Source organism: Paracoccus sp. IB05 (assembly GCF_016405985.1).
Classification (GTDB): Bacteria; Pseudomonadota; Alphaproteobacteria; order Rhodobacterales; family Rhodobacteraceae; genus Pseudogemmobacter.
In genome coordinates this window covers 14,285-28,665 of sequence record NZ_JAEFCF010000039.1, presented here as the reverse complement: position 1 = coordinate 28,665, position 14,381 = coordinate 14,285, and the positions used below count along the sequence as shown (strand labels likewise).

The 14,381-nt window shown below is 62.9% G+C and carries 15 protein-coding genes and 1 pseudogene; 8 read left to right on the top strand and 8 right to left on the bottom strand.

Annotation, left to right across the window (positions count from 1 at the left end; translation table 11 throughout):
- Positions 1–31: 31 nt before the first annotated feature.
- Positions 32–1,084 carry a permease gene (locus JC607_RS20310; protein WP_198838652.1) on the bottom strand — a complete coding sequence of 351 codons (1,053 nt, stop codon included), beginning with the start codon at positions 1,082–1,084 and terminating at the stop codon, positions 32–34.
- 159 nt (positions 1,085–1,243) lie between these two features.
- Here JC607_RS20310 and crcB point away from each other — a divergent pair, with 159 nt between their 5' ends.
- Positions 1,244–1,621, top strand: coding sequence for a fluoride efflux transporter CrcB (gene crcB, locus JC607_RS20305; protein ID WP_198838669.1), 378 nt, complete (start codon positions 1,244–1,246; stop codon positions 1,619–1,621).
- A 39-nt stretch (positions 1,622–1,660) separates the two neighbouring features.
- Here the strand turns inward: crcB and JC607_RS25540 are convergent, their stop codons facing one another.
- The gene (locus tag JC607_RS25540; RefSeq protein ID WP_233093046.1) at positions 1,661–1,849 is read right to left on the bottom strand and encodes a DUF736 family protein; all 189 of its coding nucleotides are present in this window, start codon (positions 1,847–1,849) and stop codon (positions 1,661–1,663) included.
- A gap of 341 nt (positions 1,850–2,190) precedes the next feature.
- Here JC607_RS25540 and JC607_RS20295 point away from each other — a divergent pair, with 341 nt between their 5' ends.
- The 5 genes from JC607_RS20295 to ehuA all read left to right on the top strand — a co-directional run bounded on the left by JC607_RS20295 (position 2,191) and on the right by ehuA (position 9,611).
- Positions 2,191–3,150 (top strand): AraC family transcriptional regulator, encoded by a 960-nt coding sequence (locus JC607_RS20295; RefSeq protein WP_198838651.1) that lies wholly within the window; start codon positions 2,191–2,193, stop codon positions 3,148–3,150.
- 201 nt (positions 3,151–3,351) lie between these two features.
- The gene (locus tag JC607_RS20290) at positions 3,352–4,350 is read left to right on the top strand and encodes a hypothetical protein (protein WP_233093049.1); all 999 of its coding nucleotides are present in this window, start codon (positions 3,352–3,354) and stop codon (positions 4,348–4,350) included.
- Positions 4,347–7,598, top strand: a complete 3,252-nt coding sequence (locus JC607_RS20285; RefSeq protein ID WP_198838649.1) for a hypothetical protein — start codon at positions 4,347–4,349, stop codon at positions 7,596–7,598. The genes JC607_RS20290 and JC607_RS20285 overlap by 4 nt, the downstream gene beginning before the upstream one ends.
- Before the next feature lie 4 nt (positions 7,599–7,602).
- Positions 7,603–8,331 carry a hypothetical protein gene (locus JC607_RS20280; protein ID WP_198838648.1) on the top strand — a complete coding sequence of 243 codons (729 nt, stop codon included), beginning with the start codon at positions 7,603–7,605 and terminating at the stop codon, positions 8,329–8,331.
- 422 nt (positions 8,332–8,753) lie between these two features.
- Positions 8,754–9,611 (top strand): ectoine/hydroxyectoine ABC transporter ATP-binding protein EhuA, encoded by an 858-nt coding sequence (gene ehuA / locus JC607_RS20275; RefSeq protein ID WP_304612930.1) that lies wholly within the window; start codon positions 8,754–8,756, stop codon positions 9,609–9,611.
- Positions 9,612–9,689: 78 nt separating this feature from the next.
- Here ehuA and JC607_RS26185 read toward each other — a convergent pair.
- The 6 genes and pseudogenes from JC607_RS26185 to JC607_RS20250 all read right to left on the bottom strand — a co-directional run.
- Positions 9,690–9,827: pseudogene (locus JC607_RS26185) on the bottom strand (antitoxin of toxin-antitoxin stability system); the annotation flags it as partial.
- A gap of 13 nt (positions 9,828–9,840) precedes the next feature.
- Positions 9,841–10,404, bottom strand: coding sequence for a hypothetical protein (locus tag JC607_RS20270; protein WP_198838647.1), 564 nt, complete (start codon positions 10,402–10,404; stop codon positions 9,841–9,843).
- 415 nt (positions 10,405–10,819) lie between these two features.
- The gene (locus tag JC607_RS20265) at positions 10,820–11,260 is read right to left on the bottom strand and encodes a RadC family protein (protein ID WP_198838646.1); all 441 of its coding nucleotides are present in this window, start codon (positions 11,258–11,260) and stop codon (positions 10,820–10,822) included.
- Positions 11,253–11,453, bottom strand: a complete 201-nt coding sequence (locus JC607_RS20260) for a hypothetical protein (protein WP_198838645.1) — start codon at positions 11,451–11,453, stop codon at positions 11,253–11,255. Before JC607_RS20260 ends, JC607_RS20265 begins: the two co-directional genes overlap by 8 nt.
- Before the next feature lie 144 nt (positions 11,454–11,597).
- Entirely contained in the window at positions 11,598–12,794 is a 1,197-nt protein-coding gene (locus JC607_RS20255) for a DUF932 domain-containing protein (protein ID WP_198838644.1), read from the bottom strand.
- 102 nt (positions 12,795–12,896) lie between these two features.
- Positions 12,897–13,253, bottom strand: coding sequence for a thermonuclease family protein (locus JC607_RS20250; protein ID WP_198838643.1), 357 nt, complete (start codon positions 13,251–13,253; stop codon positions 12,897–12,899).
- A gap of 228 nt (positions 13,254–13,481) precedes the next feature.
- Here JC607_RS20250 and JC607_RS20245 point away from each other — a divergent pair, with 228 nt between their 5' ends.
- Together JC607_RS20245 and JC607_RS20240 are read left to right on the top strand one after the other, a co-directional pair.
- Positions 13,482–13,799 carry an H-NS family nucleoid-associated regulatory protein gene (locus JC607_RS20245; protein ID WP_198838642.1) on the top strand — a complete coding sequence of 106 codons (318 nt, stop codon included), beginning with the start codon at positions 13,482–13,484 and terminating at the stop codon, positions 13,797–13,799.
- A 53-nt stretch (positions 13,800–13,852) separates the two neighbouring features.
- Positions 13,853–14,272, top strand: coding sequence for a hypothetical protein (locus JC607_RS20240; protein WP_198838641.1), 420 nt, complete (start codon positions 13,853–13,855; stop codon positions 14,270–14,272).
- Positions 14,273–14,381: the final 109 nt, after the last annotated feature.

The following is a 14,381-nucleotide window of genomic DNA, read 5'->3' as shown; positions in this document are numbered from 1 at the left end:
GCGGCGAGACAACGCGCCTCGCCGCTGGTGTTCATGCCACCTGCGTCCAGAGCTGGAACAGCAGCCCCGATGCGAAAGCACCAATCAGGGACAGGCCGATATAGACCGCAAAGACCTGTGGTCGCGCCAGCGCCCAGACCGACATGGCCGCGGGGATCGAGGTGACGCCACCCGCGACGAGAAAGGCCATTCCTGCCCCCGGCGCCATGCCCTGCTCGATCAGCCCACCGACCAGCGGCAGCGCGGCGTAGCCGTTGAGATAGGCGGGCACGCCCACCAGCGTTGCGATCACAATGGGCATGAGGCCCTCGCCCCCGAGCACGGCGGCTACGGTTTCTGCCGGGATCCACGCCAGCATCAGGCTCTCGAGAATGAAGGCCAACGTCAGCCACTTGGCGAGGAACAGCGTGGTGGTCAGCGCCGTCTTGCCAAACTTCGCCCGGCGGTCAGGGTCGGCCCAGAACCGCCAGACCACTGGCTTCGGCGCGCGGATCTTCGCGCCGCCGCAGCCGCCGTTGCCGATGCCATCGCGCAGCGGATCGGCAAAGGCGCCGCTCTTCATCATCAGGTGCACCACCGTGCCGCCGAACACGCCCAGCCCGAGGGCAGCGAGGGTCTTGGCCACCGCAAATTCGAGGTCCAGCACGCCCGCCGTCAGCACGAACATCGACGGGTCCATGATCGGCGAGGCAAGCCAGAAGGCCATCACCGCCGAGAGCGGCACGCCCATCGCCAGAAGTGCGGCGATCAGCGGGATCACCCCGCAGGAGCAGAAGGGCGAGATGCCCCCCGCCAGCGCGCCCAGCCCGATCATCAGCAGCGGCGCGCCGGTGAAGGCCTTGGCGATCAGGTTGTCAGCCCCAGTCGCATTGGACCAGGCAGCGATGGCGATCGACAGGATCAGGAACGGCGCCGTGTTCAGGAGCGCGGTGCCCGCGAAGAGCGCGCTGTCGGCGGCTTGGGACGCGTCGAAGACCGCCAGCGCCGCAAGGATCAGCGTCGAGGCGAGCCAAACCCGCTGGTCTTGCCATAGGTGGCGCAGCGTGGACCGGAGGCCGGGTGTCGGGAAGGTTGTGTCAGTCATCACCAAATCTCCGGAATTGCAGTTGTTTCAGAGCAAGAAAAAGAGCACGTGCATCTCACGCCGCATCCTCCGACGAGCGCACCGCAACACCGGCGCAGCATTCAGAGGTCAGGAACCCGACAAGACGGTGCATCTCCGGAAAATCAACTCGGTTAAACACTGCTCTCTCTACCGATCAGTCGTGGCCTTCCGTGGGGAACGATCCTCATCAATGTCTCGGGCTCGTTCATCATCGGACTTTTTGGAACGCTAACACTGGCCCATGGACGATATCCAGTTCCGGAGAGTACGAGACTGTTCGTGATGATCGGACTCTGCGGTGGCTATACAACTTTTTCATCGTTTAGCTTGCAGACCTTGGAACTGATGCGCAGTGGGGCCATGATCCGCGCATCTTTGAACGTTGCCTTGTCGGTTATTCTCTGCGTAGCCGCCGTTGCCCTGGGTCATGTCATTGCCGCTCATTTCAACGGTGGCACAGTCGTGGTCGCGCAAAAGAGCGTCGGGGAGGAGGCGGAAAATGGACGGGGACGCTGATCACGGAAGGCAGCTTTGTCCGTATCGCTGCTAGTTTTTTCACATAGTGCCAATAGCCCAGGCCTGTCGACCGAGGCCCTGGATAGGAAGGCTACTCCCCGAGCGGCGGTTGTACCGCGACCAGATCAAGCTCAAGCCCTCGCCATCCTTGTCATCGAAGAGGTTGGCGTAGATCGGATGCGCGAAGCTCGGACTTTCCAGCTTCAGGTGCAGATAGCGCCCGACCATCGATCAAGCGCTTTGACAAGGCAGCGCCGATCTTCGCCCGGTCAACCACAATCCGGTCCGAGGGTGCATTCTCGCCGTTTACCCAAAGCTCGGAAGCGATGCGCACGCTCGTGGCTTGCACATCTAAGGTGCGGCGATCTCTCAGGGGTCCTCGCTCCCGGTCTTCTTGATGGAGCCGAGGCTGATCATCTGGTCGGAAGACAGATGGTCCTATCCCTGCCCCAAAGGCGCCATCTCATCGCCGGGGAACGCCGTGCTCGACATGAAGGTCTATATGTGCCTCTATGACGGCCTAGAAGGAGAAGTGGATTCAGGGCCATCGTGCCGGTTTCGGAGGGCGCATGACGATATTGTCCCTGCGCTCGCAGGACTTTGAGATTTCCCAGCGTGTGGAGGAGTTTCAGAACGTCATCGCGGCTATCACCAAAGTCGACTTTGTCCCCGACGATCCACGGTCCTTCACATCAGAGACGTCCATCGGCGTCATGCAAGACCTGGTTGTCGGATACGGACGGCATTCCGCCTCGACAGCAGTTCGCACCGCCAACCACGCCGCAGATACCGACGACAATGTGATGTTCCACATTCCGCTGGCGGGGAGCTGTTCCATAGAACAGCGGGGCGGTGAACGAACCGAGCTGCGCTCGGGGCTCGTCTATGCCGATCCGGGCGAGGTTCCCGGCGTCCTTCGGTTTCACGGTGAACCCACCGAGGGGTTTTATGTTTCTGTCCCGCGCGTTCATCTCTCAACCGCGACCTTGGGACTCAATGCTATGCTGCGCGGCACTGCGCCGCTGACGCCGCAATGGCGCCTGTTTTTCAACTATACACGCAGCCTGCATCAGGAACTGGCGATGCTGGCGCCCGTCGAGGCCGCGCAATGCGCAACGCATGTACAGGATCTGGCATTGATGGCGCTTGGTGCGACGCGAGAGGCCGCGGAAGTCGCTGCCGGTCGCGGCGTGCGGGTCGCAAGGCTGAAGGCCATCAAGGTGGACGTCGAGCGCCAATTGACCTCGCCGGAATTGACGGCGGACGGGGTGGCGCGCCGCCACGGGATCAGCCCGCGTTATCTGCGCTCCCTGTTCGAAGCCGAAGGCACCTCGTTCGGGGATTTCGTGGCCACACGGCGACTGGCGTTGGCCCATAGGTTGCTGAGCGATCCGCGCAATCTGGGCAGCAGCATCGCCGGGATCGCCATGAGTGCAGGGTTCGGCGATCTGTCCTGGTTCAACACCCGCTTCCGTCGCGTCTATGGTATGACGCCGAAGGACGTGCGCGCGCTCGCAAGTTTGCGCTGAACAGGCTTCCAAAGTCTGTTCCGCTCACCCCGTGTTTCACATCCGCTCTCCCCAAGACGAGCTATTCCCGCCCGCTTACTCTGCACCCTGAGCGCACCTTTCCTGCTGATGAGGGTGAACCATATTTACAGGTGAGAGTTCGGATATGGAGCCAAAGCCATTCAACGAGGAATGCCCGCACCACGATCAGTTTAAAACGTGATGTGGGATTTTTCGGTTTCCCGCTCTCTCGGCCTCATGGGCCGCACCATGCCCTTCATCGCGCTGCGCATGGCCGTCTATTTCGGCATGGCGGCGGCCTATGTCATTGTCACCGGCACGGGTGCCGGGATCGGCTGGGGCATCGGCGCGCTCGGTGACGAGGGGTTTCGGGCCGGGGCGATCTTCTGGGGCGGCGCAATCGGCTTCGGCCTGACCGCCGGAGTCCTCTACATCCTGCGCGAGTATGTCCTCTATGTCGTCAAGGCCGGGCATATCGCAGTGCTGGTCGAGCTGCTTGACGGGCGCGGCATGCCATCCGGCAAGTCGCAGGTGGCCCATGGGGCCGCCGTGGTCAGGCAACGCTTTGGTGAGGCCAGTGTGCTCTTTGCCATAGACCAACTGGTCAAGGGCGTGCTGCGCGTGGTGACAGGTCTCATCCAGGGTATCGCCTCGTTCCTGCCGATCCCCGGCTTGCGGCAGATGACAGGGATCTTGCGCGCTTTTCTCAACATTTCCGTGGGCTTCATCGACGAGGTTATCCTCGCCTATGCCATTCGCACCGGATCGACCAATCCGTGGCAGTCGGCGCGCAGCGCACTCGTCCTCTACGGGCAGAACTACCAGCCCATGCTCAGGAACGCGGCCTGGCTGACGATCATCGTCTATGGGCTGTCGTTCCTGGTCTTCCTGTTGATGCTGGCCCCGGCCGCCGCTCTGGTCTGGCTCATTCCCGGCCAATGGTCGGCGGGCGGGTTCGTCTTCGCGCTGATCTTTGCCTGGGCGGTCAAGGCGGCGCTGATCGAGCCCTTTGCCGTCACCTGCATGATGGAAGTCTATTTCAGGACCATCGAGGGACAGCAGCCCAACCCCGAATGGGACGCGAAACTGTCGAGCGTCTCAAAGCAATTCAACAAGATCAAGGACAAGGCCATTGGCGGGCGCGGTGCGCCCGGTGCCGGCCCTGCCGGACAATTGCCTGAGGAAGGATCGACACCGTGACATCGCACCACAAGGGGACAAATGGCCGGCTGACCGGGCTGGCACGCATCGGCTGTATTGCTGCTATCAGCGCCCTGGCGGGGGTCGCGCCTCCGGCAGCGGCGCAGCAGGCCGATACCGCCTCGATCCTGATCTATGACGCCTCGGGGTCGATGTGGGGGCAGCTTGACGGCGGGGTCACCAAGGTCGAGGTCGCGCGCGAGGTGATCGGTGATTTCTTCGCCAGCCGCGACACCAGCGTTCCGCTGGGCGTCATCGCCTATGGCCACAACCGGCGCGGCGACTGCTCTGACATCCAGGTGATTGCCGATGTCGGCGTTCGCGATCCTTCCGAACTTTCGGCGCAACTCAACCGCCTGAACCCGCGCGGAATGACCCCGATCACGGATTCCCTCTCGCTGGCCGCGTCGATGATCCCGCCCACGGCGGAATCCGCGGATATCATCCTTGTCACCGACGGGTTGGAAACCTGCGAAGCCGACCCCTGCGCGCTGGCCGCGCAACTGGCGCAGGAAGGGATCGCCATCCGCGCGCATGTCGTCGGCTTTGGCCTGACCTCGCAAGAGGCGGCGGCGATGGCCTGCGTGGCCGATGCCACCGGCGGGCTGCTGCTGACCCCGCAGACCGGGCAGGAACTGGCCGATGCGCTTGACCAGATCGCCGCCGTCGAACCCGCTCCGGCACCGGTTCCCGAGCCCGAGGCGGCCTTCGACATCGGCGACAAGGCCGAGGCGGGGTTCAACTACACGATCCGCTGGACCGGCGAGGCGGGCTATACCGACTATATGGGTTTCGTCATCCCGGGCGAAAGCAGGGCGCCCGGCTCTGGCAGCTTCGGCACCATCGGCGGCAGCTCGTCCGCCCCTCACAATCCCGTCACCCGCGTCGCGCCGGCCGAGCCGGGATTTTACGAACTGGTCCTGATTTCATCGGCAACCGGCACCGAGATCGCCCGCCAGCCCATCGAGGTCGTGCCCCCTTCCAACGGCTTCGATGCCATCGGTTCGGTCGAGCCCGAAGCGCGGTTCGACTTCACCTGGCGCGGCCCAAATCAGGTGGGCGAGCGCATCGTGATCGCGCAACTTGGTGCCGCACCCAGTGACTATTTCGAGAGCTGGGGCTATCCCTACAGCAACCGGCAGAGCCAAAGCATGGGCCTGCGGGCACCGGCAGAGCCCGGCATTTACGAACTTCGCTACATCTCCGGCAACCAGCAGGAAATCTTGTTCTCCCGCGAGTTTGGTGTCGGCGTGCCGTTCGAGGACACCGAACTCACCACCACAGCCGATCTCGCAGCGCAGGCCGCAGCGGCCACGCAAGCCGCGCCGGGCCAGGACGCCATGCCGATGGTGGAGGCAAGGTTCCGTATCCCCGACACCTTCCCGCAGATCCCGCTCTGGTGGTCGGCGGTTCCGCTCGATCCCGACATGAACCCGGAGGCCTGGGCGCCCATCTCGGAGATGGTCGTTGGCGAAGGCGCGTTCGAGCCCGGCCGCTATCGCGTCACGACCACGGGACCGGGCGAAGTTGAGTTCAGCGCCGAGGTGGAAATCTACCCCGGGCAGGACAACAATTTCGTCATCCCCCCGGTCGACGCATCCGAGGATGAGGCATCGGCGGCGACACTTGACGGACCGTGGCAGATTATCGGTGTGCCGCCCTATCAGGTGCAGGCGGAGGCTGACCAATTGCTGACCCTCGCGCTTGAACAGGCGCAACCCAACGGTCCGATCGGCGGAAGCTGGACGGTCGGGGAACGTCTTGCCGGGCCACACGCGGCCGGACGGGAAGGAACCTTTACATCCGCAACGCTGGAAGGCGAGGTGTTGCGCATGACTTTCACGGTGGGAGAGCCGATCCCGGAGCCCATGACGCTCTACCTCACACCTTTTGGCATCGGCTATGCGGGCACCCTGTCCTCAGGGGCGCAAGGCATGAGCGTCGTTATGTGGCCTGGCGGCTATGAGCCCCCTTCGCTGGCCGAAATGCGCGCGGCCGTGCATGGTCCGGCACCCGCCGATTTCGTTGATATGACCGGCTCGCCCACATCCGCTGAAACGCCCGATCCGACTGTGTCCGAGACCATACCAGTGCGCCTACGTACGCCGTTGGAGATCGGTGATGTCGGGGTGCAGTGGTCGGCCATCCGCTCCGATATCCGGGAAATGGATGTTGCCGTTGCCAGCCACGATCTTTTGCCAACCTTCACGACCCGGCTGGCTCCGGGGGGCACCTACGAGGTCGAGGGGATCAATGAGGCGGCTGGAATCCGGCTTGCAGGAACTATTACGATTGATCCGGCAGGCGGCAACGATTTCGAGATTCCGCTCGCCGCATTTGCCGACACCGTTGAGGACCCGGTGGCCTTTCACTGCACTGACAATCCGTCGGGTTGCGTGGTAAATCATGCCGCAACCGGTATCTCCCTGACCCTGCCCAACAACTGGTCCATGAGCGAGCCGTATTTCTACGAAACCGCTGGCGGGGCGCGCGCCGATCTGCCAACTGCCACCTTCTTTGCGGAAGATTTCGGCGCTGTCATCAGCGTGGAGTTGAACCCCCGTCAATGGATGGAGTCGAATGGCCCTTGCCGGTCTGTCGGCGCAAATCAGCTCTGCATGGTCAATGGACAGGGGATGGGTGCGGAGATCGGGTTTGAGGGAATTGCGTCTTCGCTTCAGGTCGCGGCGTCAGGCGCGGACGGCGTGGCCGCGCCCCGATACCCCGAGACGACCGGTGCGATCCGTTTAACCATTCGGCCCGCCGAGCAATTCGGAACTGGCTGTTTCCTGAACACCGAACTTGCGAACCCGTCGGGCGAAGCCTTCACGCTGTTCGCGCCGATCAGCGCCACGGCAAACGGGCAACCCGTCACGCCGGCGCTCAATCCCGGTGACCCTGTGGTGCTGGAAATCGACGCCTATAGCGACGCCGGTCAGGCGCTCACCCCGCCGATGCTGATGTCGCCATGCGCTGCACTGGTGGTCAGCGTTGGCCCGGTAGAGTGCCGCATGGGCGTAGGCAATTCCGGTCCGGTGACCGCCTGCCCCCTGCCGGTCGAGGTGATGGCTGTCCCGGAATTCACCGATCTGTTCATCATAGCTGCAAGTGATCAGGCATCAGTTACTCAGCCGACCACCGCTCCGGCGACTTTCGCGGATCCGGGCGCCATCATCCCGGTCGATCTCGGCGGGCGCGATCCGGAGGTGGTCCTGCGCGCGCTGTTCAACAACCGGTCGGAGGACTGAAATCATGAGAAACAAGCTCGCATCCGCCACTTTCGGCCTGGTCCTGTCGTTCGGCGTCATCCCTGCGGCCCAGGCACAGATGGTCCAGATCGCCATGTGCATGGAGGGAGGCTGTAGCTGCCATGTGCCAGGCACGGCGCTTTCCGATGTCGAAATCATCCTTGGCGCTCCCAATCCACCGGGAGCGGGCGACATGACACTTGTCGTGTATGAGAATGAGTATAGTTGGCGGGCTCAAACCCCTGCACAGATCGATGCGTCCTTTGGCGGGCCGGGTTCCTGTCCGATCCAGCTGGAGGCACCGCTCATTCCCGAAGACGGCATGTGGCGCATAACGACAGGGGCTACCGACGCATCGGCCTGCCCCCTGTTTGCAATGACAGGTCAGGCCGTGCCGGGTCAGATGAGCGGCGAGACCCGCCAGATCAATTGGGGCGGATGGTTTTCGCCCAGCACGCTGATGTCAGGGGCCGTCGGCCACGTGAGCTGGACTTCCACAGGAGACCATTCATGGCGCGGCGTTCTCGTGGATGAGCGACTCTCGGACGGTGCCGACACGACAGGGGCGAGCGTCGTCTGGCAGCTGGCCCTGGTGAGCCCAACCGAAGTAACCGGCTCGAGTGTCTTTGAGTATGATATTTCGTCAGGCCTCGCCGATGCGGCAGCGCAGGCCATACTCCAGAACATGCAGTGCCGGACAGTTACACCGTTCACGGCGCGAAGGGTCGATTAGATGGGCTGCTTCCCAATCACTGAACTGTTCCGGATGATGTGAGTTCCCGCCTGCGGTGTCGACCGTTTTCGACGCTGTTGAAACTGTCCACCTTGCGCGGCCGCGGGTCGAAATTCATCTTACAGATGAGGACAACCCCACAGCGGGCAATGTAAATTGGCGGAGCCGCGGCGGCATATCACCCGGACAGGGCAATCGTCTGAGAAGAACGTCTGATAGCTCAGCCTGGCGGGTCTGGCAGCACCGCTCGGGAATCCAGATCGGGGCGGCGTCAGTGTCCGCGTTCAGCAGGTCAGCGACCCGGGTCAGCGCGGCGAACCTGTCACGCTGGTCGGGGTGATCTTCCTGTGCATTTCGCTGCCGCTGGCCTAGGCGGTGCGGGTGCTGGATGCCCGGCTGCGCCGCACACTTGGAGGTGCACCATGACCGATCTGTCCGAATTTCCGCTGGAACTGACCGGCAACGACCGCCCGATGGTCAGCTTTCGCGGTATCTCAAAAAGCTATGGCGACCTCAAGGTGCTGGACAACCTCTGCCTCGATGTCGCCGAAGGCGAGATGGTGACGATCATCGGCCCGTCCGGGTCAGGCAAGACCACCGTGCTGCGGATGCTGATGACGCTGGAGACCATCGACGCCGGCGTCATCTATGTCGACGGCCAGCCGCTGACCCATATGGAAAAGAACGGCGTGTTGGTGCCGGCCGACCGCCATCACCTGCACCTGCACCTGCACCGGCAGCGGCAGCGGCAGCGGCAGCGGCAGCGGCAGCGGGCCAATATCGGCATGTGCTTCCAGCATTTCAACCTGTTCCCGCATATGAGCGCGCTGGATAACTGCGCCGAGGGGCCGATCCATGTGCTTGGCCTGACCAAAGCGGCGGCCATCGCCCGGGCCGAGGAATTGCTGGAGATGGTCGGCATGATCGACAAGCGCGACGAGTTCCCGGCGCGGCTGTCGGGCGGGCATCGCCAGCGCGTGGCCATCGCCCGCGCGCTGGCGATGCGGCCCAAGGTGATGCTGTTCGACGAGGTCACCTCGGCGCTGGACCCCGAGGTGACCGGCGAGGTGACGGAAGTGATCCGCAAACTGGTCGGCAAGCACAACCTGACCATGCTGATGGTCACTCATCAGATGGGCTTTGCCCGCGACATCTCGGACCGCATCTGCTTTTTCCATCAGGGCAATATCGAAGAACAGGGCGCACCTTCGGAGCTGTTCGGCAGCCCGCAATTCGAGCGGACGCAACAGTTCCTGGCTGCCGTGAACGAAGCGATCTGACGGACCGGGCAACCCGGCAGCCGCGTTGCTTCAAGGGACATGCGTTTTAGTGACCTGGTTACCTGGCCAAACCCAGCGGATTTCTGCAATGCGCTGGAAATCCTCATAGATCGCCTCGTACCAGTCGTGATTAAAGGCGCCTTTACGGTACCATGCCCGGGCATTGTCTTTTGCGGCCCCCGACAGTTCATCGAAGCGATAGACCTTGATCTCGATATGATCGCCGGCGTCACGCCGCCCTCCGCTGCAGGAGCGCCAGTTGCGCAGCGGCGCGCCAGAACGGATCGACCAAGCGGCCTTCGGTCGCGGTCGCCTGCCTGCGAAAGCGACGGGCTTCGGCATGTTTACCCAAATCAGCAAGATGCTGCGCTTCAGCTCGCTGGCGGCAGGCCAGCGTGACCACCGCCCGCGCTTCAGCATTGCTTGCGACGGGTTGAAGCCAGGTCACGCCACCATTTGCAACCTCACCAGCCAGCACCAGCCCCTGATCGGGATCAAGCACCGCGATCAGCTGCGGGGTAAAGCGGAGTGCCGGATCATCGCTACAGGCGATGTCGCCGCTTCCAAGGCGCGTTGACACCAGCGACATCCCTGCCGCCAGGCTGTCACAGGTGCCGATGGAGACGCTGCGCACAAATGCCCACTGATCGAGATCCGGATCGAGATAGCGCGCCTCGCCGGTACAGGTGACCGTCAGAGGGTGGCGCTGCGCCAGTCGAAGGTGAGCCACGGCCTCGTTGATCAGCACCCGCCCGGCGGATCGAAACCCTTCAGCTGAGTCAGAATAGGACATCACGGTGTCTCCACGACAGGCAGCGGAAGCCTCTCTCCCACCTCATGACCCGTCGCCTTACCCCGACCCCGCCTCTCCCTCCGGGCCGCGCACCAGGCGCGCGCGGCCGAGATCGCCAGTACCGACAGTCAATCATCGCCGTCGGTCAGGTCTTGATACCGCGCGGGATCGACGACGAACCCGAACAGGCCGGGTTCATACTCGGCCGAAGGGATGAGGAAACGGCGGGATGCCTCGGCAACATCGAACCGCGGCAGAATTGGCCCCGCTCGTGCGAGATATGCGCGTGGAAGCGCCCGGCGGTGGCATTCCCTTGACCAGTGCCTTGCCGCGAGGGATAGCAATATTGTTCCCCCGGCAGGTCCTTGCCAAGCGTACCGCCGGGGCTTTCTTTTTACAGCCCGACGGGGCATGCTCAGATATCCCCCCGTGCCCGCAGGCTGATTTCCCTGCCAGCACCCACGATGATGTGGTCATGCAGGGTAAGACCCAGCGTTTTGCAGCCCTTCTGGATCTCCTTCGTCATTTTCAGGTCAGCGTCCGAAGGCTCGGGATCACCACTGGGGTGATTGTGGACCAGGATCAGTGCCGACGCGTTCATCAGCAGGGCGCGCTTCAGAACCTCACGCGGATAGACCGGCACATGATCGACCGTGCCGACCGAGACCCTAACATCGGAAATCAGCCGGTTTTTCCGGTCCAGGTAGAGTACGTGAAAGCATTCGACCTCGCCGCGGACGGCCAGGGCACAGTAGTCCAGCACAGCCTGCCAGGAGGTCAGCATCGGGTTCTGGTTGAAATAGCGCGCAAGAATCTCGCGCGCTTCAAGGATGACGGTTTGCTCCTGCTCAGTCATCGGCCCGGCCTCCGGGCCCGCCGGCAAGCCTTGCGTCTCCGTTGTCGTCATCATCTGACACGACGAATTGGAATTCCTGGGTGATGAAGTCGTTGAGCCGGATCGCCAGCTCCATATTCGTGGCCACCGAAAGGCCAAGAGCCATGAAGGCGGCGTAAACAGCGGTATCCACTTTTTCGTCGAAGGTCTGCATCTGGGGTCTCGCGGAATGAGGAACCCACCGCCCGCGCCTATGGGGCTGCAGGCGCTTGGGTCGAGAATGGAAAAGGAGGCGGCGACCCAAGACCTGTAGCCGGGTCACCGCGCGATGATCCGCGCTGTGAAGGTGCGACTCGCTTCAGCCCGCGCGTTCCAACAGCTTCTTGGCCTTGCCCTCCAGCTCGAGGCGGGTGTCCTGCTGGGTCTTGTCCCGCGCGAGGCGCGTGATCCCCTGAACAAAGTCAAAGATGCTCTCTGCCGGGTGGCCCTCCTCCACCAGAACCTTGTCGATGATCTTGCCCGCCTCGAGCTTCGAGAAACCGCGCTTGCGCAGGAAGGTTTCCCGGTCCTCATCCGTCCGGGCCACAATCTGCTGGCGGGCCGCCTTGATCCCGTTGATGAACCCCGAGGGCGAGGAATTGGCAAAGCGCGTAAGCGCCGGGGCTGCCTCATGCGCAAACCGTGAGGCAGCGTATTTCGAGTGGCGGATGGTGATCTCCTGGAATTCCTCCTGCCCCCAGATGTTTCGGTTCTGGCAGACTGCGCGCAGGTAGAAGCTCGCAATCCCAAGGGTCTTGGCACCGACCTCCGAGTTCCAGCAGTAGAAACCGCGGAAGTAGAGATCCGGCGAGCCGTCGGGCAGCTTGCCTGCCTCGATCGGATTGTGATCGTCCACGAGGAAGAGGAACACATCGCGGTCCGAGGCATAGAGCGTGGTCGTGTCGCGGGTGATGTCCACATCTGGGTTATAGACCCCGGTCGACCAGTCGAGCGTGCCCGGCACCTTCCAACGGGTATCACCGGTGCCATTGCCCGCGATGCGCTGCACGGCCTGGACCAGCTCATGGTCATAGATCCGGCCATAATCCGGACCGGTCACCGCGCGTAGCTCCGTCCTGCCGTCTTCGGTCTCGAACGTCTTGATCTGCTCGGCCCGATGGCCCGAGAGACCATACTGCAGGTTGATCCCGGCCAGAGGTGCGGGCAACTGCCGCAGATAGGAGGCCGGCGCACCGACCAGGCTGGCAAGTTGACCAAACGCCCAATGGGTCGGCGCCAACGGCGCATCGGCCTTCGGCAGGATCAGTTGCAGCCGTTCGGCATTGTCGCGGCTGGCTTCAACCTGGATCTTGGCCGTCTCGACGATGCGGGAGGTGCTGCGCTCCGAGCGCGCCTTGACCGAAGCCCAGAGGTCATCGAGCGAAAGATAGCGCTCGTCGTCGGGCCGGTTGAACCATTCGGACGACACCCGGCCGTTGCGCTCTCCCCGGCTGACATCCACCTTGTAGCCGCCGCGCGCCGGGCGCGCGGGTTCCAGAATTTGCATAGTGTTCATGACAGTCACTCCGCGACGGGCCGCCGGAGGCCTCTCCTCCAGCCCTGCCCCGTCACGGGCAAAACCAGCCGCGCTCTCACTCTCAATGTGAGAGGACGGCCGTCACCAGTAGCGGCCGCACACCCCTTCCCGGATCATCTGTGCGGCAAGATCGCGACCGTCGGGCAAGGTGCAGCGCCCGATGCTGCGATCATAGCTGGTGCGACCATTTAGGGCGCAGGTGAGGGGCTGCCCGGCAACCAGCTCCCGCATCCGTCTGGTAGCCGCATCGCCTCGCACTGTTCGGCGCTCGGCACAGTCAAGGGATCCTAACCGGACAGGCGTGCCCGCCACCTCAATCGTATCGCCGTCGCGAATATGGCTGACCGGACCTTCAACCACACGAATGGCGGTCAATTCCGGCAGCGCCCCGAGATGCTCGGGAAAGCGCTCCACCGCCATAAAGCCAAACAACAACACGCAACCAACAACGGCCAGACTTTGGAAAGACCAGTGGCGCCTGCCCCCTGGTCTGCGAAGTCCAGATGCTGATCGTCGCGCAATGGTACGCGTGAATGGCCGGGGCTCTCTTCTTCTGCTCATGCGGCAGCATTAGACCACACAGCCATGTCTGGCCATGTCCCCCATTGGGGAATTGCCTGTCACCGCGCCCTGCCCTATCAATGTTGCAGAACAAAGGGGACTTTGATGACCGAAATCAACCTCGATGCATTTTCGCTGAGCGAACTGAAGCAATTAGAAAAATCGGTGGCCAAGGCCATCTCCTCCTTTGAGGATCGTCGCAAGGCTGAGGCGCGCGCTAAGGTGGACGAGCTGGCCCGTGAACTCGGCTATTCTTTCGAGGATCTCGCGGAAGCCGCAACAACCCGGAAGCGCTCTCCTTCGGTCGCGAAGTATCGCCATCCCGAAAACCCGGACCTGACCTGGTCCGGGCGCGGACGCAAACCGGGCTGGATCGGCGAGGCTCTGGCCACAGGAAAATCGCTGGAAGATTTCGCGATCTGATCAACAGGGCGGGGCACGACAGGCCCTCGCTCGCATTGCGAGAGGAGGAAGCCATGCCCACCGACCTTGAGCGCAAGATTGCCTCTGTCATGTCCAAGGCCATGGCGCTGATCTGTGTTCGCAATACCTGTCTTGAAACCCTGCATGCGGGTCCCGGCGTCGTCAGCCATACCGGGGACTATTCCGATGTGATCGTGACCGATGCCAACGGCCGGGAGTTCCCATGGTCGGAGGTCTCCAGGATCAGCGATGACGAGATGGGCGAATTGATGCGCGAAATCGTCAATCGGCTCTACTCATTCCAGCTCCGGGTCGGTGAACAAGAGTTCCGCGACTACGTGGACCAACAGCTTACCTCGACGCAAAACTGGGATGAGCCCAGGCACAACTGGAATCTTGCAGGTCGAAGGCTGCGTGAGACGGACGGCGCTGATGCACCAGAAGCCCCGGCCACCAAAGGCACAGGAGCCTGACCGGCCCCCCGTCTAAGTGGCCAACGCGCCATCTTGCTCCCAACCCCCTGAAACCGATACACTCCTTTCAGGGACGCCACGCGTCGTCCCTGGGGCGTGGAAACCCCTG

Bases quoted from the DNA above. Each gene is read 5' to 3' on its own strand.
- JC607_RS20310 (WP_198838652.1), bottom strand. From the start codon at position 1,084: ATGACTGACACAACCTTCCCGACACCCGGCCTCCGGTCCACGCTGCGC.
- JC607_RS25540 (WP_233093046.1), bottom strand. From the start codon at position 1,849: ATGGTCGGGCGCTATCTGCACCTGAAGCTGGAAAGTCCGAGCTTCGCG.
- JC607_RS20295 (WP_198838651.1), top strand. From the start codon at position 2,191: ATGACGATATTGTCCCTGCGCTCGCAGGACTTTGAGATTTCCCAGCGT.
- JC607_RS20290 (WP_233093049.1), top strand. From the start codon at position 3,352: ATGTGGGATTTTTCGGTTTCCCGCTCTCTCGGCCTCATGGGCCGCACC.
- JC607_RS20280 (WP_198838648.1), top strand. From the start codon at position 7,603: ATGAGAAACAAGCTCGCATCCGCCACTTTCGGCCTGGTCCTGTCGTTC.
- ehuA (WP_304612930.1), top strand. From the start codon at position 8,754: ATGACCGATCTGTCCGAATTTCCGCTGGAACTGACCGGCAACGACCGC.
- JC607_RS20270 (WP_198838647.1), bottom strand. From the start codon at position 10,404: ATGTCCTATTCTGACTCAGCTGAAGGGTTTCGATCCGCCGGGCGGGTG.
- JC607_RS20265 (WP_198838646.1), bottom strand. From the start codon at position 11,260: ATGACTGAGCAGGAGCAAACCGTCATCCTTGAAGCGCGCGAGATTCTT.
- JC607_RS20260 (WP_198838645.1), bottom strand. From the start codon at position 11,453: ATGCAGACCTTCGACGAAAAAGTGGATACCGCTGTTTACGCCGCCTTC.
- JC607_RS20255 (WP_198838644.1), bottom strand. From the start codon at position 12,794: ATGAACACTATGCAAATTCTGGAACCCGCGCGCCCGGCGCGCGGCGGC.
- JC607_RS20245 (WP_198838642.1), top strand. From the start codon at position 13,482: ATGACCGAAATCAACCTCGATGCATTTTCGCTGAGCGAACTGAAGCAA.
- JC607_RS20240 (WP_198838641.1), top strand. From the start codon at position 13,853: ATGCCCACCGACCTTGAGCGCAAGATTGCCTCTGTCATGTCCAAGGCC.